Here is a 20811-nt window from a genome sequence, read left to right on the forward strand (position 1 = left end):
TATGCCTCCATTACACTACTTCACTAAGTCGTTTTACCATATCATCGATCTGTTGGTCCTTGATGCGGTAGCTGACAGGATTTACAACGAATCGCGATGTGACATCCTTGATTCGTTCATACTCCACAAGTCCATTTTCCTTCAATGTCCGCCCAGTGGAAACAATATCAACGATCCGGTCAGATAGACCGATAATCGGCGCAAGCTCAATCGAGCCATTTAATTTAATAATCTCAACCTGTTCCCCTTGCTCACGGAAGTAAGCCTCAGCCACATTCGGATATTTCGTTGCAACTCGTGGAGCAACGTCATTCATTTTTGTATCCGGAAGGCCGGCAACTGCCAAATAGCAGTAACTGATTTTAAGGTCAAGAAGTTCGTAGACATCACGCTCTTCTTCCAATAGGACATCCTTACCGGCAATTCCGACATCCGCCACACCGTGCTCTACATAGGTAGCCACATCCATCGGCTTTGCTAAAATAAATCGTAAGCCCTCTTCAGGAACGTCAATAATTAGTTTTCGCGAATCATCAAATTCCGGTGGCAGCTTGTAACCTGCTTTGCGGAGCAGTTCCACTGCCTCGATAAAAATTCGCCCTTTTGGCATCGCAATTGTTAATAGGTTACTCATTCGTGCGACCTCCAATTAAATAAGTTGTCTCGGCAAATCTTTTGGTAAATGCATCGAGATTTCTTACACCTGTGATATCTTGGAGTACAGCCTTTTTTCCTTGCTCGTGCATATTTGCTGCCAAGTCAAATGCTTCCTTACGCCGCTCTTGACTAAAAAAGATACAGTGTGTTGTATTTTCTAGCTGTCCACCACTAAGTGCTTCAAGGAGCGTATCCATTCGAATCGCAAAACCAGTAGCACTTGCTGTTTTTCCAAACTTCTCTATTAAACTATAGCGGCCGCCATTTCCAATGGGAAAACCGACATTCCCGGCATAGGCTTCGAAAAGAATCCCGGAATAATAACTCATATGGCTGACAATTGTAAAATCAAATTTCACGTATTCTGCCACACCATAATCCTTAATAACATCCCACAATTCCTTCAGTTCAAGGATGGCCTGTTTTCCTTTGTCATTCTCAATGATATCAAAGGCCAAGCCGATTACTTCTTCGCCGCCCCGTAATTCGAGGAGCTGAAGGAGTCTTTTTTTGTCTATCGATGATAGCTGGAGCGAGTTGACATGCTCGCGGTAGCCAACATAATTTTTTTCAAATAAAAATTTTCGTAATGCGGTGGCTCTTCCATTTGTCCCCAGAATTTGAAAAAACAGCTCGTTCGCAAAGCCTACATGTCCGATGGAAACCTGAAATTGCTCAAGTCCCGCTTTTTTCAAAGAAGAAATAAGCAGGGCAATAACTTCTCCATCACAGGAAACCGTTTCTTCATTAAGACATTCAACGCCGATTTGCTCAAACTCAGCTGGACGTCCTCCTTCACGCTGCTGGGCCCGAAATACATTGGCAGAATAGGCCAATCTTACAGGAAGATCTTCATTTAAAAGCTTGGAGGCCGCTACTCGGGCAATTGGTGCTGTCATATCTGGTCTTAAGACGACTGTATGGCCTTCTTTGTCAAGCAGTTTGAATAACTGCTGGTCTGCGATAGCCGAGGCAGCTCCAACTGTTTCGTAGTATTCAAGTGTTGGGGTTTCAATAAATTGGTAGCCCCACAGTTTCAGGGTCTCTGCCATCTCAGTGCGGACATGGTGCTTCTTTTCATATAGTTCAGGGAGTGTGTCCCGCATTCCCAGTGGCTTTTCAAACATAAACAAGCTACTCATTCTGCTCATCCTTTATCTTCAGATTTGCTGCTATTTTTAAAATCCTTTAGTCTGCTAATGTGCTAATAAATTAAAGTTTACCTGTTTGTATGAACTCCGTCAATAATAAACAACTGAGTTTCTTTCTATTTTAAACTAGTTTTAGGTACAGTACGCATTAAATTATGCAAATTTTCACGAGATTCAGCAGAATTTGTGTGAATTTGTAATAAAAACACCCCTGAATGATCATTCAGGGGTGCTCACTACCTATCTTATTGGAATTTCGGATTGCTTTTTACTAATTTAACTGAAGTTGCTTCACTTGTGTTACCAGCTGCATCTGTAGCGGTGAAGGTTAACACTGTATCATATGTCTGAGCTGATTTGAAAGAGATGGTAAATTCTCCGTTTTGATCAGCTGCAGCACTGCCTAATAGTGTTTTTCCATTATATACTTTTACAGTTGAACCTGCTTCCGCTTTACCGGTTACACTCTTGGCTGGGGCAATGATTTGTCCAACTACAGGCGCATTTGGAGCGGTAACGTCTTTAACCACTACTTTTGTCTCTGCGCTCTTGTTCCCTGCGACGTCGGTTGCTGTTACGGTTACTTCTGTTCCAGCTTTTAATGGTGAAATGCTTATAGCAAATGTTCCACCGGAACCTGCAACAGCTGTACCAATCACTTGGCCATCAGCTTTAACTTCAACCTTTGCTCCCTCTTCTGTGTTTCCAGTAACTTTTGTAGACTGGTCAGTTACTTCAGCAACTGTTGGGGCGGCAGGTGCTATATTATCAATTAAAATTCTGCCTTCAATTTTAGCTGTAACCGGCTTGCCGTTAAAAGACTTAATATAGTTGACAAAGGCATCAAGGTCAGACATCCTTGTGACCCGGTTCGTTCCCTGTTTAAGGACAACGAATCCATCCCCGCCGTCTGCCATGAAGTTATTGACGGTTACGGAATAGGTACCATTAGGATCAATTTTTGTACCGTCTGGAAGATAGATATCGATAACTTTTTTCCCTAGTGGTAAGTTATTGGACCAAGTATATTTCAAACCAGAAATTTGCATAATCCGGTTTCGATCGGCAGCAAACTGCTGATTTAATAAAGTTCTTACTTGCTCACCTGTGATATTTTCTGTAACGATATCATTGCCGAATGGCTGGATGGCGAAAAGTTCTCCCCATGTAATATCTCCCGCATCCTTGATATCATCACGGATCCCGCCAATATTCATGAAGGCAAAATCAGTACCAGTTGCAGCTTTCATACCATCGGCAATCAAGTTACCAAGTGGCGCTTCCCCTGCTTCATTAGTAGTACGAGAAATAGGTGCTTCTGCATTCCCCACTACCTGGTTAGTGATAGGAGCTACATCGGCCTGATATTGATCCATCTCCGCTTTAATTTTTGCATCAAGGTGGGCAGCATCTTGGAACGTCGTGATAATTTCCGCTTTTTTCTCAACAATATCTTGTGTAACTGGATCAATGGTTAAATCGACATCAGAAAAAGCTGTTCCATAGGAATAAGATTGAACTAGCAGCTTCCCGTCAACAGTTGAGTTTAGGTATTTATGGTCATGTGCACCAAAAATAACGTCAACCTCATCATCGACTGCCTTAGCGATTTCAACTACTTTACCTGTTGGGTTGGATCCGTCTGTTGCTGAAGTTCCCGGATCATGGGCAAGAACGACAATCGCTTTAATCCCTTTAGCTTTTAATTCAGCTGTATACTTATTAATTGCTTCTGACTCGTCAGTGAATTTAACTCCAGCTACGCCGCTTGGCGTTACAATGCTTGGTGTTTCAGTTGTAACCACACCGATAAAGCCCACCTTCACGCCGTCAACTTCCTTGACCACATATGGAGGCAGAATTAGTTGGTTTGTATCTTCTTTTACTACGTTTGCTGCCACATATGGGAAGTCAGCCCCTTCAAACGGACCATACTTCTCGACCGTTTTTGGATGTGCACCGCCATTGATTAAGCGAAGCATTTCTGTTACGCCTTCATCAAATTCGTGGTTACCAATCGTACCTACATCAAAACCAAGTTCGTTCAGAATGCGGATCGTTGGCTCATCTTGTAATAATGCGGATACCGGACGACTCGCACCAACGGCATCGCCTGCTTGTACCATTAGGGTGTTCGAAGGATTGGTTGCTTCTCTTTCTTTCAAGTAACCTGCTAAATATTCAATTCCGCCGGCAGGTTTTCCTGCGACAGTAGTTTTATAGTCTAGTTGCCCATGAAGGTCATTGATTCCTAGTAATTGAACGTGAACATCTTGATCTAGCGCGTATTGTTCAAAACCGGAGCCATCGGATAATGGAGCGATATCCTTAATATTTGGTGTGGATGCTAAAACATTTTTAGCGTCCGGCGACGATTTAAAGGTTAAGGTCTTCGCTACTCCACCAACAGGAGCGATTTTCCAGTTATTATCAGCAACCGGATTGACGACTCCTTGAGCTTTAATATAATCCATTAAAATCTGACGGTTTTCTAATGGAGAATCAACCACGACGGTTGCATTTCCACCCTTAGTACCAGGGAAATTTCCTCCGCCGCTTGCACGATAGTTATTCGTGGCAACGATGAATTTTTGAGTCGGATCAATCGCTGATCCATCCATATTGGTAAAATTAATAATACGGTGGGCATCTGGGTTAGATACAACACCTGTTGTATAGTTATATCTTGCAGGCTTCGTTACATCAATTTGATATTTAACTCCATCAATCACATCAAAATTGTAGGGCTGGAATCCATAATCAACTAATTCTTGTGGATTAGGGTTAGCAGGATCAATTTTGTTGAATTGTGCGGCAGACATTTCTAACCATTCTTTCACTTCTGCACCCGTTAATTCTACTGCTTTTAATGTGTTGTTATACAAATAAAGATCATTGGCACTCTTAATGGACAGGTCGCCTTTTGCAATGTTGGTATAATCGGTTGCCCCTTGGCGTCCCGCTTTGAATGGAGCACCTGCCGAAATGACTGGAACATCTCCAAGTTCTGGACGGTTCTTCTTAATCCAGCTCTTAACATAATCTGTTTGTGCATTGTTGACAATTTGGATGGTAGGGTCGTCCATTACCCTTGAAAAATAGCTGGACATTGGTGTACTTGTTTCACCGATTTTCCCGCGTACATAATCGAGGGTTGCTTGGTGTTCTGCACTAACTGCTTCCACAATTTTTGAATCAACTGCTGTTGTAGCTGTTACAGGCATATCTATTGATTTTGAAGCAGCCTTATCCGCTGTCCAAGTCCCATCAGCTTGTTGAACTAACGCTAAATCAAGCACACCTAAGTTATTACCCCAAAAACCTGCTTCCACTGCCGGTGTGCCGTTAATTGTACCCTTTGCAGTATCAAGACCCGTTAAATCAGGATTAGCGAGATTACTGCCTTGATGGAACTCTTTACCTGCTGGAAATGCATAATGGGCATGTCCAAACAATAGCGCATCAATGCCCTGAACTTTACTTAATGAAAAAACGGCATTTTCAGCATCTGCTTGGCCATCGTTGGTCACGTCACAGCCGGAGTGTGCAATCGCAACAATAACATCTGCACCATTATCCTTCATTTCTTGTACATATTTTTCAGCGGTTTTAACAATATCTTTGACAATAACCTTACCTTGCAGGTTATCCTTATCCCATTGAAGAATTTGCGGCGGTGCAAACCCGATAATTCCTACCTTCACAGTTTGCTCGACACCGTTTTTATCTTTGATTTTTTTAGGAATAATTTGATATGGAGTAAAATAGTTTTTATCATTAGTTGGATCATTATCATGATCATCAACATAAATATTAGCATTTACAATTGGATATGGAGCATGTTTTAAGGTTTTATCTAGAAAATCTAAGCCATAGTTAAATTCATGATTTCCGACGATTCCGCCATCATAGTTTAATAAGCTCATAGCTTTAAACATGGGATGGACCTCGTCATCTTTCAAAGGATTAACCTTCGCCACATAATCTGCCATCGGATTTCCTTGAAGTAAGTCACCAGCATCAAACAACATAGAGTTGTCTGCCGTTGCTCTAGCTTGCTGAATTAATGTAGCCGTTTTCGATAAACCGTAATTAATGCCCTTATCTGTATCTTGGTAGTAATCATAGGCCATTGCTGCATCATGCAAATCAGTAGTTTCTAGAATTCTTAGAGTAGCAGTATTACCTGCCTCGGCGGCTTTTACCTTGTAAGGTATTGAGGGCGAAACAATTGTGCTGAGTATCAGAGCTGTGGCAGCTAATTTACTAAATCTACGAGTATCTTTCTTTTTCATATGCCTCTTCACCTATCCCCTTTGATTAAATTTTCTTGCCAAGACCTCCATGTTCTGTCTAACTTTCTGAAAACCCTCTCCTTTTTTAAGATTCAGAATTAATGGCGATGGCTCATTTGTCATTTTGCGAGGAATATTTCCATCTTCCATCAATTTTTTTAATAGATTATAGATTTCAGCCTATATTCTATTACTATCTAAATCTTATTGTCTTCCAATCATTACTATTATATCGTTCAGAATCAAGAACAAAAATGTGCCCTAATACCTATTTTTTTGTAAAAAATATTTAAACAGAGTAAAAAAGTCTGATCAAATATGACCAGACTTTTTTACACTTCTATAGATTGGGTCCTCTTCCCACCGTTTTTCTAGTTCTTCTTTCGTATAAATCACCCGCATTGGGTTCCCGCCTACGAAGCATCCAGGTGGAACATCCTTATGAACCAGCGTGCCAGCTGAAACGATGGCCCCATCCCCTATCCTGATCCCTGGGAGAATCGTGGAATTTGCTCCAATCATCACTTCACTCCCAATTTCGACAGGACCGAGACGGTATTCTTTTATCAAATACTCATGGGCGAGAATGGTCGTATTATAACCAATCACGGTGTTGCGGCCGACACTAATTTTCTCGGGAAACATGACATCGAGCATCACCATTAAGGCAAACGAGGTCTGCTCCCCTACCTTAACCCTTAAAAAAGTACGATATAACCAATTTTTTATCCCTAAAAAGGGTGTGTACCTCGCCAGTTGAATGACAATAAAATTTTTAACAACCTTCCAAAATGGCACGGTCTTATAGACGTGCCATAAAGAGTTCGCCCCCTCAACCGGATAGCGGGTCGTGTTTCTCATCCTTTTCACTCTCCGAGAATGGTTAATAGGTCCGTCATGTTCTCGAGCATGTAATCTGGTTCATAACTGGCAACATAATCCCGGCCCTTAATCGACCAAGCCACACCGGCTGTTTTCGTTCCGGCATTTTTACCGGCTAAAATATCATGGTAATTATCGCCGACCATAATGGTTTCTTCAGGAGTCGAATCCAACTGCTCCAATGCCTTAAATATTGGTTCTGGATCCGGTTTCGTTTTTGTCACATGTTCGTAGGCAACAATCACCTCAAAAAACGACTCCAGGTTCATCAACCGCAAGCCTTTCAGCGTTACGTCAAGGCGCTTGGTTGTCACAACGCCTAGTTTAAACCCGCGCTCTTTCAACGTATGTATCGTTTCTGTCACCCCGACAAACTCTTTGACAAGTTCATCGTGCTTGGAGATATTATACTCACGATAAGCGGCAATCATTTCCTCAATCTGTTCCAGGTCCGGTGTCATACTGCCAAACGCCTCATGGAGTGTTGGACCAAGAAACGGCAGGACATCCTCACGTTTATACTTGCTTGGATAATATTTTTCCAGCGTGTTTAGGTAAGTTGAGATGATTAATTCATTTGTATCAATTAAGGTTCCATCTAAATCAAATAGGATGGTGGTAATTTTGTTTGTCATCGGTGGGTTCCTTTCTTCTTATTGCCTGTGGTGATAACGATTTAATTGGTTTGATCTAAGTAATGGGCCTCGTCAAGACGCTTCGTGCGGCGATAAACTAAAATTGCTGCTGCCACTACAATCAAAGCAATCGAAATGGTTTGCGCCATCCGCAGACTTCCGAGCATTAAACTATCAGTTCTAAGTCCTTCGACGAAGAAGCGGCCAATCGAATACCAAATAACATACGATAAAAACAGTTCTCCTCGCCGGAAATTCACGCGGCGGAGCAGGATTAATAATATAAAGCCGATGAAATCCCATATGGATTCATATAAGAAGGTGGGGTGATAATAGGTACCATTAATATACATTTGGTTGATAATAAAATCAGGTAAATGCAAGCCTTCAAGGAAGGACCTCGACACTTCACCTCCATGGGCCTCCTGGTTCATGAAATTTCCCCAGCGGCCGATCGCCTGTCCTAAAATGATGCTGGGAGCAGCAATGTCGACAATTTTCCAAAAAGAAATTCCTCTTTTCCTGGCAAAAACGATCGTGGTAATCACAGAACCAATTAGCGCTCCATGAATGGCAATTCCGCCATTCCAAATTTTCGGGATGTCTGCCGGGTGATGGGCATAATATCCCCATTCAAATATTACATAGTAAATCCGTGCCGAAATAATTGCAATCGGGATCGCCCAAAGCATTAAATCAGCAAATGTATCTTTCGGTAATCCTCTACGGTTGGCCTCTCTTATCGCCAGATACAAAGCAAGTGCCAGACCGGAACCGATAATAATCCCATACCAATGCACCTGAATCGGGCCAAGTGAAAAGGCGATTGGATTCAATGGCTGTATTGTTTCGTTCATCTCTTTCTCCCCTTACTCGTGGTCTCCCTCTTCAATTACATCTGACAGGCGGTCGGTAAATTGCTGGGCAGCATTTACGCCCATCCGTTTTAACCGGAAATTCATCGCTGCGACTTCAATGATAACAGCTAGGTTTCGTCCTGGACGAACCGGAACGGTCAGCTTAGGAACATCGGTATCAATAATCCTCATTTTTTCCTCATCCAAGCCAAGGCGGTCATATTGCTTTTTCGCATCCCAAATTTCCAGATTCATGATTAACGTGATCCGCTTATTACTGCGAACGGCTCCTGCTCCGAACAAGGTCATGACATTGATAATTCCCAGACCGCGGATCTCTAATAGATGTTCAATTAAATCCGGTGAGGTCCCAACCAACGTGTCCTGGTCCTCCTGACGAATTTCGACGCAATCGTCAGCCACGAGGCGGTGCCCGCGTTTTACTAGTTCAAGCGCTGTTTCACTTTTACCAACGCCGCTTTTTCCAGTAATTAACACACCAATCCCATAAACATCTACCAATACCCCATGAACAGCGGTTGTAGGTGCGAGCTTACTTTCTAAAAAGTTGGTTAAACGGCTTGAGAAACGGGTCGTGACCATGTTTGTCTTTAACACAGGAACAGACTCTCGTTCGGATGCCTCAATTAACTCTTCAGGCACATCAATACCTCTAGTGACGATGATCGCCGGAGTCACATCGGTACAAAGTTGTTCCATTCGTGAGGCACGCTCTTTCGGTGATAGTTCGCTAAAAAAGGATAATTCTGTTTTCCCTAACAGCTGAATCCGTTCCGCCGGATAAAACTCGAAATAGCCGGCCATTTCAATCCCCGGACGGGATATATCACTCATGGTAATCGGGCGGTTAATGCCTTCTTCACCACTGATCAATTCTAAATTAAACTTTTCATAAATATCTTTCGTACGAACTTTTGGCAAGAAGATTTCCTCCTCAAACGGATGTATTTTTAAAAAAAGTAGAAATAAGAAGAATTCATACCTTCTATTTTAGCATTTTTTGAAAAAGAACCAAATGTAAGATATGCAAAAAAGAAAAAAGGTGTCCCCCATTAAAAAAAGGAACACCCACATCCATTATTTTTTCGCCTTTCTCGATGGCTCAAACAATGTTTTTTGAATGATAACATTTACTAGCGACATTAGCACGGCAAAAAACAGGGCCATGCCAAAGCCATTGATTTCAAAAGCACTGCCCATCAAATAATCGGTTAGTTCTAGTGTAACGGCATTGATGACAAACAGGAACAGCCCCATCGTTAGGACTGTGACCGGTAAGGTAAATAAAATCAATAGCGGACGGACGAGTACATTTAAAATTGATAATAATATGCTCGCTTCTAGCGCAGCCCCGAAACCGGTTAACTGAAAGCTATCATGAAAATAACCGGCGAGGGCCGTAAATAATACCGCATTTATTAAACAACCTATCAGCCATCTCATTCAGGTATATCTCCTACTTTTCTTCTTGTGATTGGTGGATCGTGATGGAACCTGTTTTTGTATCTGCATATAGGTTTACGAGTTGTTCCGGGTGATTAATCGATTGGAACCGCAGTGATTTTTGAATCATCTCACTCTTTTCCTCAAGCACTTGGATACCGGTAAGGTTCACATGAAATCCACCGAGGTTTGTCTTTAAATCACCATTTACAGGGAGCCCTTCAGGGAGATAGAGGTCAACTCCACCCGCTGCCGTTTTGGCTCGAATCAATTCAGCTTCATTTCCATGAAGTTTTAAACTGATATTACCATTAAACGACTCCATTTCCAGTTTCTTAAATGTTCCGTCAAGTTGGATTGCGCCGTTAATTGTTTCTGCTTCCACTTGTTCGAACTGACTGCCTGTCAGCTTTATTTTTCCGTTTGCTGTTTCCACCTCTGTTTTTTTACCGGTAAAACGGTCGAGACTAATTTTTCCGTTCGCTGTTTTGACACGGAGCTCGTCGACATTCATATGTTCTCCTGAAACGGGACCATTAAATAATCTGACGCGAACTCGGTTATAAACGGCTTTTGGCACATAAACAACCGCTTCCACCTTCATCCATTTCTGCTGGGTGCTGAAACGTAATTTCTCATGTTCGATCGAGAAAAGGACGTCTCGTAAAAAATTTTGCCGGGCCTGGTCCTGGTTTTCTACGCGGTACACTTTTGCCTGACACTCGATTCTGACATCTGGCTGCTCCCAGCCAACAAGCTTCACCGCCCCGTTCGCCACGTCAATGTCGATATCTTTTATAGCGGCATCCCCTTGATGGAATATATGCGAGATATCCACGGATTGCCCGAAGTTTAAATCTAAGTCTAGGTCTTTAATTTTTTTTAAGGCTATGTCCACAAATTCAAAGATTTTGTCCTTTGTAGATTGGTATTTTGCTTGGAAAGGCTCTTCTTTTTTGGCTTCTTCAAATTGGACAGTGGTTGACAGTTCATTCACGATTTGCGCCTGTTTTTGTTCCATCGATTGCTCTGCTTTTTCCAGTTCCTCGAGAAGCGTTAAGGCTTCTTCGACCTTCAGTTTGCCTTCCTCGACCATTTGTAAAATTCGTTTTCTTTCCTCTTTCATTTTCTCCACCTCTAGTTTTATGGATTTCTTACTGTCAGCTTATTCAGCTGTTAACACCTTTACGCCCTTGATTATGTTCCAGATGACGATTATGAGCCAAAGTAAAGTCAGCGCGATGATACTAATAATGGTAAACACAGGGATGGTATTTTGCTGTGCAGTAAAGTCATGGAATACCGCAAACACTAGGAGCGGTGTCAGGATGAGTGGAATGAGGTGTGAGAATAGTGATTTCTTGGCATGCTGTTTGGTTCCTTCGTCACTTGTTGCTAAATAGACAGCTAAGGGAAAAATAAATCCGGCGAAAAAGATACTAAAATAGCATAGACTGGATAAAACTTTGCGAGTTTCCATACGTTTATCACCTCTATCTGTTATTACGAACTGAGAAGGAAAAGGTTTCTTTTTATTTTTAAGTTTGGGTTGTCTGGGGGGAAGGAGTGATTCCGCGGAATTGGGCCATTTTTCCGTGGGAATGTTGATTTTTTCCGTACGTTTCTGGGTTTTTTCCGCGAACTTTCGGATTAATTCGGTGCTTTTACCGGTTTTTTCTGGGCGGTCGGCCTGTGTTGGGTTGAATTCTGTATGTTTTCCGTTTTTTTCAGCGGAATCTATGAATAATTCCGTACGTTTCGTTGTTTTTCCCGCGAACTTTTGGAATATTTCTGTGCATTTACCGGTTTTTTCTGTGCAGACAATCTGTGTTGGGTTGAATTCTGTATGATTTCCGTTTTTTTCAGTGAGATCTATGAATAATTCCGTGTATTACGTTGTTTTTTCCGCGAACTTTCGGATTAATTCCGTGTACTTTCCGGTTTTTTCCGTAAAACTAACAGCAGTTAAGCTAGACCTCGCACTATTTCCAGTTTATTCCTCATACATCCTAATTTATTCCGCCTAATTCCACAAACCTTATTCTGCATAATAAAAAAAGCCGAAACCTTCCAGATTTTCACCCGGAGATTTCGACTCTTCCTATGCCTTAATCGCACTCTTCTCTTCAATTTGTTGTTTCATCCGCTCTCGATCACGCTCAAGGACTGGTCTTAAATATTTTCCGGTATAAGACTCAGGAGTCTCTGCCACTTTTTCCGGGGTTCCCGTCGCGACAAGAGTACCGCCCTTATCTCCGCCCTCAGGACCGAGGTCGACAAGATAATCCGCAGTCTTAATAACATCAAGATTATGCTCAATAACTAGGACGGTATCGCCATTTTCAACCAGCCGCTGTAAGACAACCAGCAAGCGGGAAATATCATCGACATGAAGCCCGGTCGTCGGCTCATCTAAAATATAGAACGTTTTCCCATTTGAACGGCGATGCAGCTCAGAAGCAAGCTTGACACGCTGGGCCTCGCCTCCCGACAGAGTGGTCGCCGGCTGGCCAAGCTTCACATAGCCAAGTCCTACATCCATAATGGTCTGCAGCTTACGGCTGATTTTTGGTATGTTTTCAAAAAATTCAACTGCCGCTTCAACCGTCATATCAAGAATATCGGCAATATTTTTCCCTTTATATTTCACTTCCAGCGTTTCACGGTTATATCTTTTGCCGTGGCATACCTCACACGGAACATAGACATCAGGTAAAAAGTGCATTTCAATTTTGATAATTCCGTCCCCACGGCAGGCCTCACAGCGGCCGCCCTTCACATTAAAACTGAAACGGCCTTTCTTATACCCACGTACCTTTGCTTCATTCGTTGAAGCAAACACATCACGTACATCATCAAAGACACCGGTGTACGTAGCCGGATTCGAGCGAGGTGTTCTGCCAATCGGCGACTGGTCAATATCAATGACCTTTTCTAAATGTTCCATTCCCTTAACCGCTTTGTGTGCTCCAGGCTTGGTTTTGGCACGATTCAGCTTTTGCGCCAAGGATTTATGGAGGATCTCATTAATAAGCGTACTTTTCCCTGATCCGGATACCCCCGTCACAGCGATAAACAGCCCAAGCGGAAACTTTACATTTACATTTTTTAAATTATTTTCAGAGGCCCCTTTCACTTCAATAAAGCGGCCATCCGGCTTACGGCGCTCAAGCGGCAGCGGGATGAATTTTTTTCCGGAAAGATATTGGCCTGTCAGTGAGTTCGGGTCGGCCATTACTTCTGCCGGAGTTCCTGCGGATACAATTTCACCGCCATGAATACCGGCACCCGGACCAATATCAATCAAATAATCGGCCGCAAGCATCGTATCTTCATCATGCTCAACGACAATCAAGGTATTGCCGATATCACGCATGTTTTGCATCGTACCGATTAGCCGGTCATTATCACGCTGATGGAGACCGATGGACGGCTCATCCAAAATGTATAAGACACCTGTTAAGCGAGAGCCAATTTGGGTAGCTAAACGAATCCGCTGGGCTTCCCCACCGGAAAGTGTACCAGCCGTACGGCTAAGCGTTAAATAGTCTAAGCCGACATTGATTAAGAAACCAAGCCGTTCACTAATTTCACGGAAAATCAAGGCTGCAATTTGCATTTCTTTTTCTGAAAGCTTTAATTCCGTAAAAAATTGATCAGCATCTTTAATCGATAGGTCGGTTACTTGAGAAATATGGAACCCGTTAATTAACACGGCCAGCGATTCTTTTTTCAAGCGGTAGCCTTTACAGGTTGGACAGGGCTGCTGACCCATGTATTTTTCCATTTGTTCACGGATAAAGTCTGAGCTTGTTTCCTTATAGCGGCGCTCGACATTACGCATTACACCTTCAAACTGGATATGTCCCTCACGAAGCTGACCAAAATCATTTTCGTAACGGAAGTAAATCTTGTCTTTGCCGGAACCATATAGAACTTTCTCCATTTGGTGCTCAGGGATATCTTTAACCGGTATATCCATATCAATTCCGTAATGATCACAGACTGCCTGAAGCAGCTGCGGATAATATTGCGAACTGGTTGGCTCCCATGGGGCTATCGCATGCTGTTTTAGCGTTAGGTCCTTATTAGGGATAACTAAGTCAAGATCTACTTCCAGTTTTGAGCCCAGTCCGTCACATTCAGGGCAGGCCCCGAATGGACTGTTAAAGGAAAACATTCGTGGTTCTAACTCACCAATCGAAAAACCGCAGATTGGGCAAGCATGGTTCTCACTGAACAACAGCTCTTCCTCACCAATTACATCGACTATAACGTTGCCTTCTCCTAACTTTAAGGCCGATTCAAGTGAATCAGCGACACGGGCTGATACGCCTTCTTTGATGACAATTCGGTCGACAACTACTTCAATCGAGTGCTTCTTATTTTTATCTAATTCGATTTCATCGCCAAGGTCAAGCATTTCTCCGTCAACACGAATCCGGACAAACCCTTGCTTTTTGATATCTTCCAATACCTTTACGTGGGCCCCTTTTCGGCCTGATATCACGGGTGCTAGGATTTGCATTTTGGTTCGCTCCGGATAGCCAATGATTCGGTCCACCATCTGCTCAATCGTTTGGGAGGTGATTTCAATTCCATGATTCGGACAAGTTGGGTGTCCTACTCTTGCAAAAAGTAATCGTAAATAATCATAGATTTCCGTTACCGTCCCCACTGTCGAGCGCGGGTTTCGGCTTGTTGTTTTTTGATCAATCGAAATCGCCGGAGATAATCCTTCAATCATATCAACATCCGGCTTATCCATCTGACCGAGAAATTGGCGGGCATACGCCGACAGAGATTCCACATATCGGCGCTGCCCTTCTGCATAAATCGTATCAAATGCGAGCGAGGACTTCCCTGAACCGGAAAGTCCCGTCAACACAACAAGCTTATCTCTCGGAATGGTGACATCTATATTTTTCAAATTGTGAGCGCGGGCGCCTTTCACAATTAGTTTTTCCATTGCCATAATACCGTCATCCTTCCGCTTTCAATTCCAATAATAAATCACGAAGCTCGGCAGCACGTTCGAAATTGAGTGCCTTTGCTTCTTCCTTCATTTCTTTTTCCATCGTCATAATTAACTTTTCTCGTTCCTTCTTCGACATTTTGCCGAAGGATGCTGCTGGTTTGTACTCTTCCTGATCCTCTGCCGCTTGGGTCGCACGGATGACATCGCGGATTTCCTTTTGAATCGTCTGCGGTGTAATACCGTGTTTTTCGTTGTACTCCTCTTGGATGGCCCGGCGCCGCTTCGTTTCACTAATCGCCAGCTCCATCGAGTTGGTGATTCTATCAGCATACATAATCACATGGCCATTGGCATTTCGGGCTGCCCGGCCAATCGTTTGAATTAACGACCGTTCCGAACGCAGGAAGCCTTCTTTGTCGGCATCGAGAATCGTTATAAGGGAAACCTCAGGAATATCGAGTCCCTCTCGGAGCAAGTTGATCCCGATCAAAACATCATACTTTCCAAGACGAAGCTCACGGATAATTTCGATCCGCTCGAGCGTCTTGACTTCCGAATGTAAATATTGAACCTTAATTCCAATTTCTTTTAAGTAATCGGTTAAGTCCTCTGACATTTTTTTCGTTAATGTCGTCACAAGAACACGTTCATTTTTCTTAACTCGATCCTGTATTTCACCAATTAAATCATCAATTTGCCCTTCAATTGGACGAACCTCAATCGTTGGGTCAAGCAAACCAGTTGGACGGATAATTTGCTCGATCATTTCCGGCGTATGCTCAAGCTCGTATGGTCCAGGTGTGGCCGAGACAAAGATCGCATTATGCACATGCTTATCAAATTCTTCAAAGGTAAGCGGACGGTTATCAAGTGCGGATGGGAGGCGGAAGCCGTGGTCGACTAACACCTGTTTTCGCGCCTTGTCACCATTAAACATACCCCTGATTTGCGGTAAGGTAACATGCGACTCATCGATGATCAACAGAAAATCTTCCGGAAAATAATCTAGCAAGGTATATGGAGTAGAACCTGGCGGCCTTAATGTTAAATGACGGGAATAGTTTTCAATTCCTGAGCAAAAGCCCATTTCCCTCATCATTTCTAAATCATAGCGTGTACGCTGCTCAATCCGCTGTGCCTCAAGCAACTTATCTTCCGCTCTTAATTCAGCAAGCCGTTCCTCCAGTTCTTTTTCAATATTTTCGATGGCTACCCGCATTTTCTCTTCACGTGTTACGAAGTGGGAGGCCGGGAAAATGGCGATGTGTGAGCGTTCGCCGATAATTTCACCTGTTAAGGCATCGACTTCGCGAATCCGGTCAATTTCATCTCCAAAAAATTCAACGCGAACACAGTGTTCATCACGGGAAACGGGGAAAATCTCAACAACATCGCCGCGGACTCGGAAAGTTCCTCGTTTAAAATCAATATCGTTTCGTTCATATTGGATATCCACGAGGCGATGCAGGAGTTGATTGCGTTCGATTTCCATCCCGGTACGAAGAGATACGACCATCTCGCGGTATTCTTCCGGAGAACCGAGACCATAGATACAGGAAACACTGGCAATAATGATGACATCTTTCCGTTCAAATAAGGATGAGGTCGCCGAGTGGCGCAGTTTATCAATTTCATCATTGATACTGGCATCTTTTTCAATGAAGGTATCAGTTTGTGGTACATAGGCTTCCGGCTGATAGTAATCATAGTAGCTGACGAAGTATTCAACTGCATTGTTTGGAAAAAAATCTTTAAATTCACTGTATAGTTGACCGGCCAGCGTTTTATTATGGGCAATCACAAGGGTCGGTTTGTTCACTTCTTTTATGACGTTCGAAACTGTAAAAGTCTTCCCTGTTCCGGTAGCACCGAGCAGGGTTTGATGACGTTTATTGTTTTTAATTCCTTCCACTAACTGGCGAATCGCTTCAGGCTGGTCACCTTGTGGAGAATACTTTGAAACTAATTCAAATTTATCATTCACTATTTGTTTCCTCCCGTAAAAAGTATCACACTCAAGCTTTCATTCTGTTTATGATCCGGGATGGTGCTAGGTAGATAGGTTCTCGTAATTTGCATATTAACATTCTACCACAATCCCCCAAAAACAAACCAATAATATGCGAACGAATATTCGTTTTTTTTGTTTTTTCCCACACAGTCCGGCAGCAAGTATTTTTATCAGCACTTTTGAAGAAGATATCAGCGGTTTTAGTGTATTTATCAGCGCTTTTAGTATAATTATCAGCGGAATTTTCATTTTATCAGCGAAAGCCAACTTCAGCCTCCGAAATAAAGAAAAGCCTGCCAGTTTCAAGGCAGACTTCGTTTCTAACTATTCTTAACTGCGCGCGGCTGCATCTTGGCTGCCAGCCAGAAGCCGGCTGTAAGCGAAAAGGCATCAATAACAATCAGGTAAAAGGTGTCAGTATAGCCTTTGTAAACGGACCCCGCAATGAGTGCCACAGTTAAAACAAGGCCGATAACGCGATTGTAAGTGACCCGAGAAAAAAGTAAAACCAGCAATCCGGGCATCGTTAGTGCCGAAAATATCCTAATCATCTCAAACATGGGTACACCTCACTTATAAAACTCGTTAATTTATTCTAAAAAGATATCAATAAAATTGCAACCAAAATCACTTAGTTCGCTGCGTTTTTCAAACCGATATCAGTCTTTTGCTGTGATACTAGACTAACAATAATAAAGCCCAGTAATGACAACACAATAGGCAGGACAACTGTATGCAATCCGAAGGCATTCGGATAAAAACGATCCAATAAAATATAAGAACCCATTCCGATTATCATCGACGTAATCGCTCCGTACTTGTTTCCCTTATTCCAATACAAGCCTAAGACCACCGGCCAAATAAACACAGATTCCAGTCCGCCAAAAGAAAATAGATTCAGCCAGACAATTAGATCAGGTGGACTTAATGCGAGAATAATCACGATAATCCCAATAATCGCGGTTACACTGAAACTCACTTTTTTAATTTGTTTGTCCGCAGCATCCGGCTTGATGTAATTCAAATAGATATCTTTTACCAAAGCAGAGCTCACGAGGATCAGCAAAGCATCGACGGTTGACATAATCGCCGCCATTGGGGCTGCCAGCACAATCCCAGCTACAAACGGTGGTAATACCTTCATGGATAACAGCGGCATAACCGTATCCCCAATTTTCACCCCAGGAAGCACAGGGCGGGCAAACACACCAATCAAATGCATCCCCAGCATAATAAAGCCAACGACAACCGTCCCAATAATAATCGCATTATGCATCGCTTTTGAGTTTTTATAGGACATTGCCCGGACCGTGATTTGCGGCAGTCCGACAACCCCAACACCAACCAAAATCCAGAACGATGAAACGTAGGCTGGGGTTAAATTATGCTCGGCACCAAACGGACTGATGAGGTTCGGATTCTCTGCTGCTAAATCAGAAATGATGTTTGAAACTCCTCCACCAGCTTTAATGGTAGCAATTAAAAGGATCAGCGTTCCCACAAACATCACAACACCTTGAACCGTATCAGTGAGTGCTACCGCACGAAAGCCGCCGACAATAACAAAGACGAGCACGGAAAAGGCAAAAATCAGTAAGGCAGTCGTATAGGGCATGCCGGTCAGCGATTCCACCAAGCGCGCTCCGCCAATCCATTGAGCCGTCATCGATGAAAAAAGGAAAATAATAATACTCGTGGCAGACAAGATCACGACCGTTTTACTTTTATATCGTTCTTTTAGGAAATCGATTAGGGTGATTGCCTTATACTGACGAGCCACAATCGCAAATTTCTTTCCTAGGACCATTAACGTAAAATAACCGGTTACCAGCTGGGCCATAGCAAGAAGAACCCAGCCCAATCCTTGCGTATAGGCAATCCCAGGTCCGCCGATAAAACTGCTGGCACTACCATAAGTAGCCACCATCGTCATGGCCAGAATGAACCCGCCCATTTGCCGTTCCCCTAAAAAGTACTCTTCTAAAAACGAGTTGGATTTTAGAACAAACTTATTGGACCAAATTCCCACTGCAAAAATAATTAATAAGAAAATAATTAACGGTGTAATAACGGCCCAGTTCACTTGTTTTCCTCCTCATTTACTTCAAAGGGGATGTCCTTGAAGATGAATTTCACGGTTAAAATGACAAGGAGAATCATGACGATGGAGCCGAGAATACAGCTGTAAAAGAACCAGGCCGGCAAACCAAACACGTATGTATAATCTTTGACATTGACAGAACCCAGCCCGTAGGCAAAACCATACCAAATGATAAAATTAAGAATAACAAGAATGACTCCAATTAGTGCTTCCTTATGGGCAATCTTAAAACGCTTGTCCAGAGAATCCACGGATTTTTTCACACTTTACACCCCTACTATGTATCTATATTTAGTTCAATTTTTACCAGATTAAAACATTTTACCACAAACATTGAAAAAACCTTACTAAACATGTGTATCTTGAACTTAAAAAATCATCTTTTCTTCAAGTAAATCTTCATAACATTTACACTAAATCTGCGTTTTTTCTGCAAATTTATTATTTATTATAAAGATAAGGAAGGAGTGGTAGATTGATGAAAAAGTTTGTTGTTGGGATGATAGGAGCGGCTTTTATTCTTGGAGCAGGAACCGCCGTATTTGCCGCTGGAGATGGAAGCTCTAATGATGGTGTGAGTTTTGAAAGAATGCTGCCCTTTATGCAGAAGATGCACCCAGATTCCTCGAAGGATGAATTGAAAGATATGTACAAAGCTTGTCATGAAGAAAAAGGAATGATGGATGGAACCAATGGGAAGGAAATGAGTAATGACAATATGATGAATAGTTTGTAAAAAATGTATAGTCATTTCTAGAGGTTTGGTATTTTACTAACGGGTTCCGTTTCCTATCGCAAAACGTTAATTTGTAGTCAAAATTGTAAAAGAAAATGTATATCAAATTGCACCGCAATCTGCGGTGTTTTTTGTTTTGTTTTCAACAAATAAAATAGCACAGTCCGATACAATATGATCTGAGCTATTATCTGTATTTATTTTTGCTACCTATCAAACTAAGCTACCCGTTAATACACTCTATTTCAAACACAAAAAGGCCCTAGGGATCATCCCTTAGAGCCAATTCTTTATGAATTATACAAACTTATTTAACAGCTTCTTTTAATTCCTTGCCTGGTTTAAAAGCTGGAACTTTAGAAGCAGAAATCTGAATTTCTTCACCAGTTTGTGGGTTACGACCTGTTCGAGCTGCACGCTCACGCACCTCAAATGTGCCAAATCCAATCAACTGGATTTTCTCTTCTTTTGCAAGAGTATTAGAGATGGTTTCAAACAATGCATCGACCGCATTTGCAGCATCTTTCTTTGTTAACTCTGTTTGTGTTACAACAGCATTCACTAATTCTGTTTTATTCATATTCAAACACCTCTTCTTTTTATTTTTAAATTATGTAGGGATAAAAACATAACATACGTTCTACATGTTTGTCATTAAATAAGATTAGATAAAAGAAAGGTATATTCCTGCTTTTTCATGAAGATTAATATTAAAACTGGCTTTTTAGCGAAATAAAATGCTTTATTCTCTGTTTTTCTAAATAATTCCTCCATCTCCGATGAACTTTGTCATATCCTCCTTAACTTTTAACAATCTATAATAGAAATAAACTAGAATATAGACTGATTATTTAGAAGGGGACTTCCAGCATGCAATCATTAATAGAAATGTATAAAAATGATCAAGAATCCGTTTATCATACTTGGTTTTTACATAAAACGAGAAAAGAAAATTAAGGCTCAATTACTGCGGCCTTCCATTCGCTCTCTTGATTCTCACTCGATTTCATATCTATTATTTCACGATTTGCGATGTGACTGTGA

General features: G+C 42.2%; 17 protein-coding genes. 1 reads left to right on the forward strand and 16 read right to left on the reverse strand.

The features are described 5' to 3' along the window. Positions 1 to 10: 10 nt before the first annotated feature. The 15 genes from hisG to V7077_RS09515 all read right to left on the reverse strand — a co-directional run bounded on the left by hisG (position 11) and on the right by V7077_RS09515 (position 19294). Positions 11 to 634 (reverse strand): ATP phosphoribosyltransferase, encoded by a 624-nt coding sequence (gene hisG, locus V7077_RS09445; protein ID WP_215045008.1) that lies wholly within the window; start codon positions 632 to 634, stop codon positions 11 to 13. Continuing rightward, positions 627 to 1799, reverse strand: coding sequence for an ATP phosphoribosyltransferase regulatory subunit (locus tag V7077_RS09450; RefSeq protein ID WP_335500748.1), 1173 nt, complete (start codon positions 1797 to 1799; stop codon positions 627 to 629). The genes hisG and V7077_RS09450 overlap by 8 nt, the downstream gene beginning before the upstream one ends. Before the next feature lie 254 nt (positions 1800 to 2053). After that, on the reverse strand, positions 2054 to 6103 hold the full coding sequence (locus tag V7077_RS09455) for a bifunctional 2',3'-cyclic-nucleotide 2'-phosphodiesterase/3'-nucleotidase (RefSeq protein WP_335500750.1): 4050 nt from the start codon (positions 6101 to 6103) through the stop codon (positions 2054 to 2056). Positions 6104 to 6415: 312 nt separating this feature from the next. Further along, entirely contained in the window at positions 6416 to 6964 is a 549-nt protein-coding gene (locus tag V7077_RS09460) for an acyltransferase (protein ID WP_335500752.1), read from the reverse strand. Positions 6965 to 6969: 5 nt separating this feature from the next. Continuing rightward, the gene (gene ppaX, locus V7077_RS09465) at positions 6970 to 7620 is read right to left on the reverse strand and encodes a pyrophosphatase PpaX (protein WP_335500754.1); all 651 of its coding nucleotides are present in this window, start codon (positions 7618 to 7620) and stop codon (positions 6970 to 6972) included. A gap of 41 nt (positions 7621 to 7661) precedes the next feature. After that, positions 7662 to 8477, reverse strand: coding sequence for a prolipoprotein diacylglyceryl transferase (lgt, locus tag V7077_RS09470; protein ID WP_335500756.1), 816 nt, complete (start codon positions 8475 to 8477; stop codon positions 7662 to 7664). A gap of 12 nt (positions 8478 to 8489) precedes the next feature. Continuing rightward, on the reverse strand, positions 8490 to 9419 hold the full coding sequence (gene hprK / locus V7077_RS09475; protein ID WP_335500758.1) for an HPr(Ser) kinase/phosphatase: 930 nt from the start codon (positions 9417 to 9419) through the stop codon (positions 8490 to 8492). Between the two features lie 156 nt (positions 9420 to 9575). Continuing rightward, positions 9576 to 9941 (reverse strand): phage holin family protein, encoded by a 366-nt coding sequence (locus tag V7077_RS09480; RefSeq protein ID WP_335500761.1) that lies wholly within the window; start codon positions 9939 to 9941, stop codon positions 9576 to 9578. A 13-nt stretch (positions 9942 to 9954) separates the two neighbouring features. Beyond that, positions 9955 to 11067 (reverse strand): DUF4097 family beta strand repeat-containing protein, encoded by a 1113-nt coding sequence (locus V7077_RS09485; protein WP_335500763.1) that lies wholly within the window; start codon positions 11065 to 11067, stop codon positions 9955 to 9957. A gap of 39 nt (positions 11068 to 11106) precedes the next feature. Beyond that, complete coding sequence (locus V7077_RS09490; protein ID WP_335500765.1) at positions 11107 to 11421, reverse strand: DUF4870 domain-containing protein; 315 nt, start codon at positions 11419 to 11421, stop codon at positions 11107 to 11109. A 621-nt stretch (positions 11422 to 12042) separates the two neighbouring features. Continuing rightward, positions 12043 to 14916 carry an excinuclease ABC subunit UvrA gene (gene uvrA / locus V7077_RS09495; RefSeq protein ID WP_335500766.1) on the reverse strand — a complete coding sequence of 958 codons (2874 nt, stop codon included), beginning with the start codon at positions 14914 to 14916 and terminating at the stop codon, positions 12043 to 12045. 7 nt (positions 14917 to 14923) lie between these two features. Further along, on the reverse strand, positions 14924 to 16903 hold the full coding sequence (gene uvrB, locus V7077_RS09500) for an excinuclease ABC subunit UvrB (RefSeq protein ID WP_335500767.1): 1980 nt from the start codon (positions 16901 to 16903) through the stop codon (positions 14924 to 14926). A 347-nt stretch (positions 16904 to 17250) separates the two neighbouring features. Continuing rightward, positions 17251 to 17481 (reverse strand): CsbA family protein, encoded by a 231-nt coding sequence (locus tag V7077_RS09505; protein WP_335500769.1) that lies wholly within the window; start codon positions 17479 to 17481, stop codon positions 17251 to 17253. Between the two features lie 80 nt (positions 17482 to 17561). Beyond that, entirely contained in the window at positions 17562 to 19013 is a 1452-nt protein-coding gene (gene panF, locus V7077_RS09510; RefSeq protein ID WP_335500772.1) for a sodium/pantothenate symporter, read from the reverse strand. Further along, positions 19010 to 19294 (reverse strand): YhdT family protein, encoded by a 285-nt coding sequence (locus V7077_RS09515; protein WP_335500774.1) that lies wholly within the window; start codon positions 19292 to 19294, stop codon positions 19010 to 19012. The genes panF and V7077_RS09515 overlap by 4 nt, the downstream gene beginning before the upstream one ends. 215 nt (positions 19295 to 19509) lie before the next feature. Between V7077_RS09515 and V7077_RS09520 the strand changes: the two genes are divergently transcribed. Beyond that, positions 19510 to 19767, forward strand: coding sequence for a hypothetical protein (locus V7077_RS09520; RefSeq protein WP_335500776.1), 258 nt, complete (start codon positions 19510 to 19512; stop codon positions 19765 to 19767). A gap of 307 nt (positions 19768 to 20074) precedes the next feature. On the opposite strand, the gene V7077_RS09525 is transcribed toward V7077_RS09520, so the two are convergent. After that, on the reverse strand, positions 20075 to 20347 hold the full coding sequence (locus tag V7077_RS09525) for an HU family DNA-binding protein (RefSeq protein WP_026568621.1): 273 nt from the start codon (positions 20345 to 20347) through the stop codon (positions 20075 to 20077). Positions 20348 to 20811: the final 464 nt, after the last annotated feature.

This window comes from Neobacillus vireti, assembly GCF_036962465.1.
GTDB classification, from domain to species: Bacteria; Bacillota; Bacilli; order Bacillales; family Cytobacillaceae; genus Neobacillus; species Neobacillus vireti_B.

Bases quoted from the DNA above. Each gene is read 5' to 3' on its own strand.
- V7077_RS09525 (WP_026568621.1), bottom strand. From the start codon at position 20,347: ATGAATAAAACAGAATTAGTGAATGCTGTTGTAACACAAACAGAGTTA.
- V7077_RS09480 (WP_335500761.1), bottom strand. From the start codon at position 9,941: ATGAGATGGCTGATAGGTTGTTTAATAAATGCGGTATTATTTACGGCC.
- V7077_RS09460 (WP_335500752.1), bottom strand. From the start codon at position 6,964: ATGAGAAACACGACCCGCTATCCGGTTGAGGGGGCGAACTCTTTATGG.
- lgt (WP_335500756.1), bottom strand. From the start codon at position 8,477: ATGAACGAAACAATACAGCCATTGAATCCAATCGCCTTTTCACTTGGC.
- V7077_RS09490 (WP_335500765.1), bottom strand. From the start codon at position 11,421: ATGGAAACTCGCAAAGTTTTATCCAGTCTATGCTATTTTAGTATCTTT.
- hisG (WP_215045008.1), bottom strand. From the start codon at position 634: ATGAGTAACCTATTAACAATTGCGATGCCAAAAGGGCGAATTTTTATC.
- V7077_RS09505 (WP_335500769.1), bottom strand. From the start codon at position 17,481: ATGATTAGGATATTTTCGGCACTAACGATGCCCGGATTGCTGGTTTTA.
- uvrA (WP_335500766.1), bottom strand. From the start codon at position 14,916: ATGGCAATGGAAAAACTAATTGTGAAAGGCGCCCGCGCTCACAATTTG.
- V7077_RS09450 (WP_335500748.1), bottom strand. From the start codon at position 1,799: ATGAGTAGCTTGTTTATGTTTGAAAAGCCACTGGGAATGCGGGACACA.
- ppaX (WP_335500754.1), bottom strand. From the start codon at position 7,620: ATGACAAACAAAATTACCACCATCCTATTTGATTTAGATGGAACCTTA.
- V7077_RS09455 (WP_335500750.1), bottom strand. From the start codon at position 6,103: ATGAAAAAGAAAGATACTCGTAGATTTAGTAAATTAGCTGCCACAGCT.
- V7077_RS09520 (WP_335500776.1), top strand. From the start codon at position 19,510: ATGAAAAAGTTTGTTGTTGGGATGATAGGAGCGGCTTTTATTCTTGGA.
- V7077_RS09485 (WP_335500763.1), bottom strand. From the start codon at position 11,067: ATGAAAGAGGAAAGAAAACGAATTTTACAAATGGTCGAGGAAGGCAAA.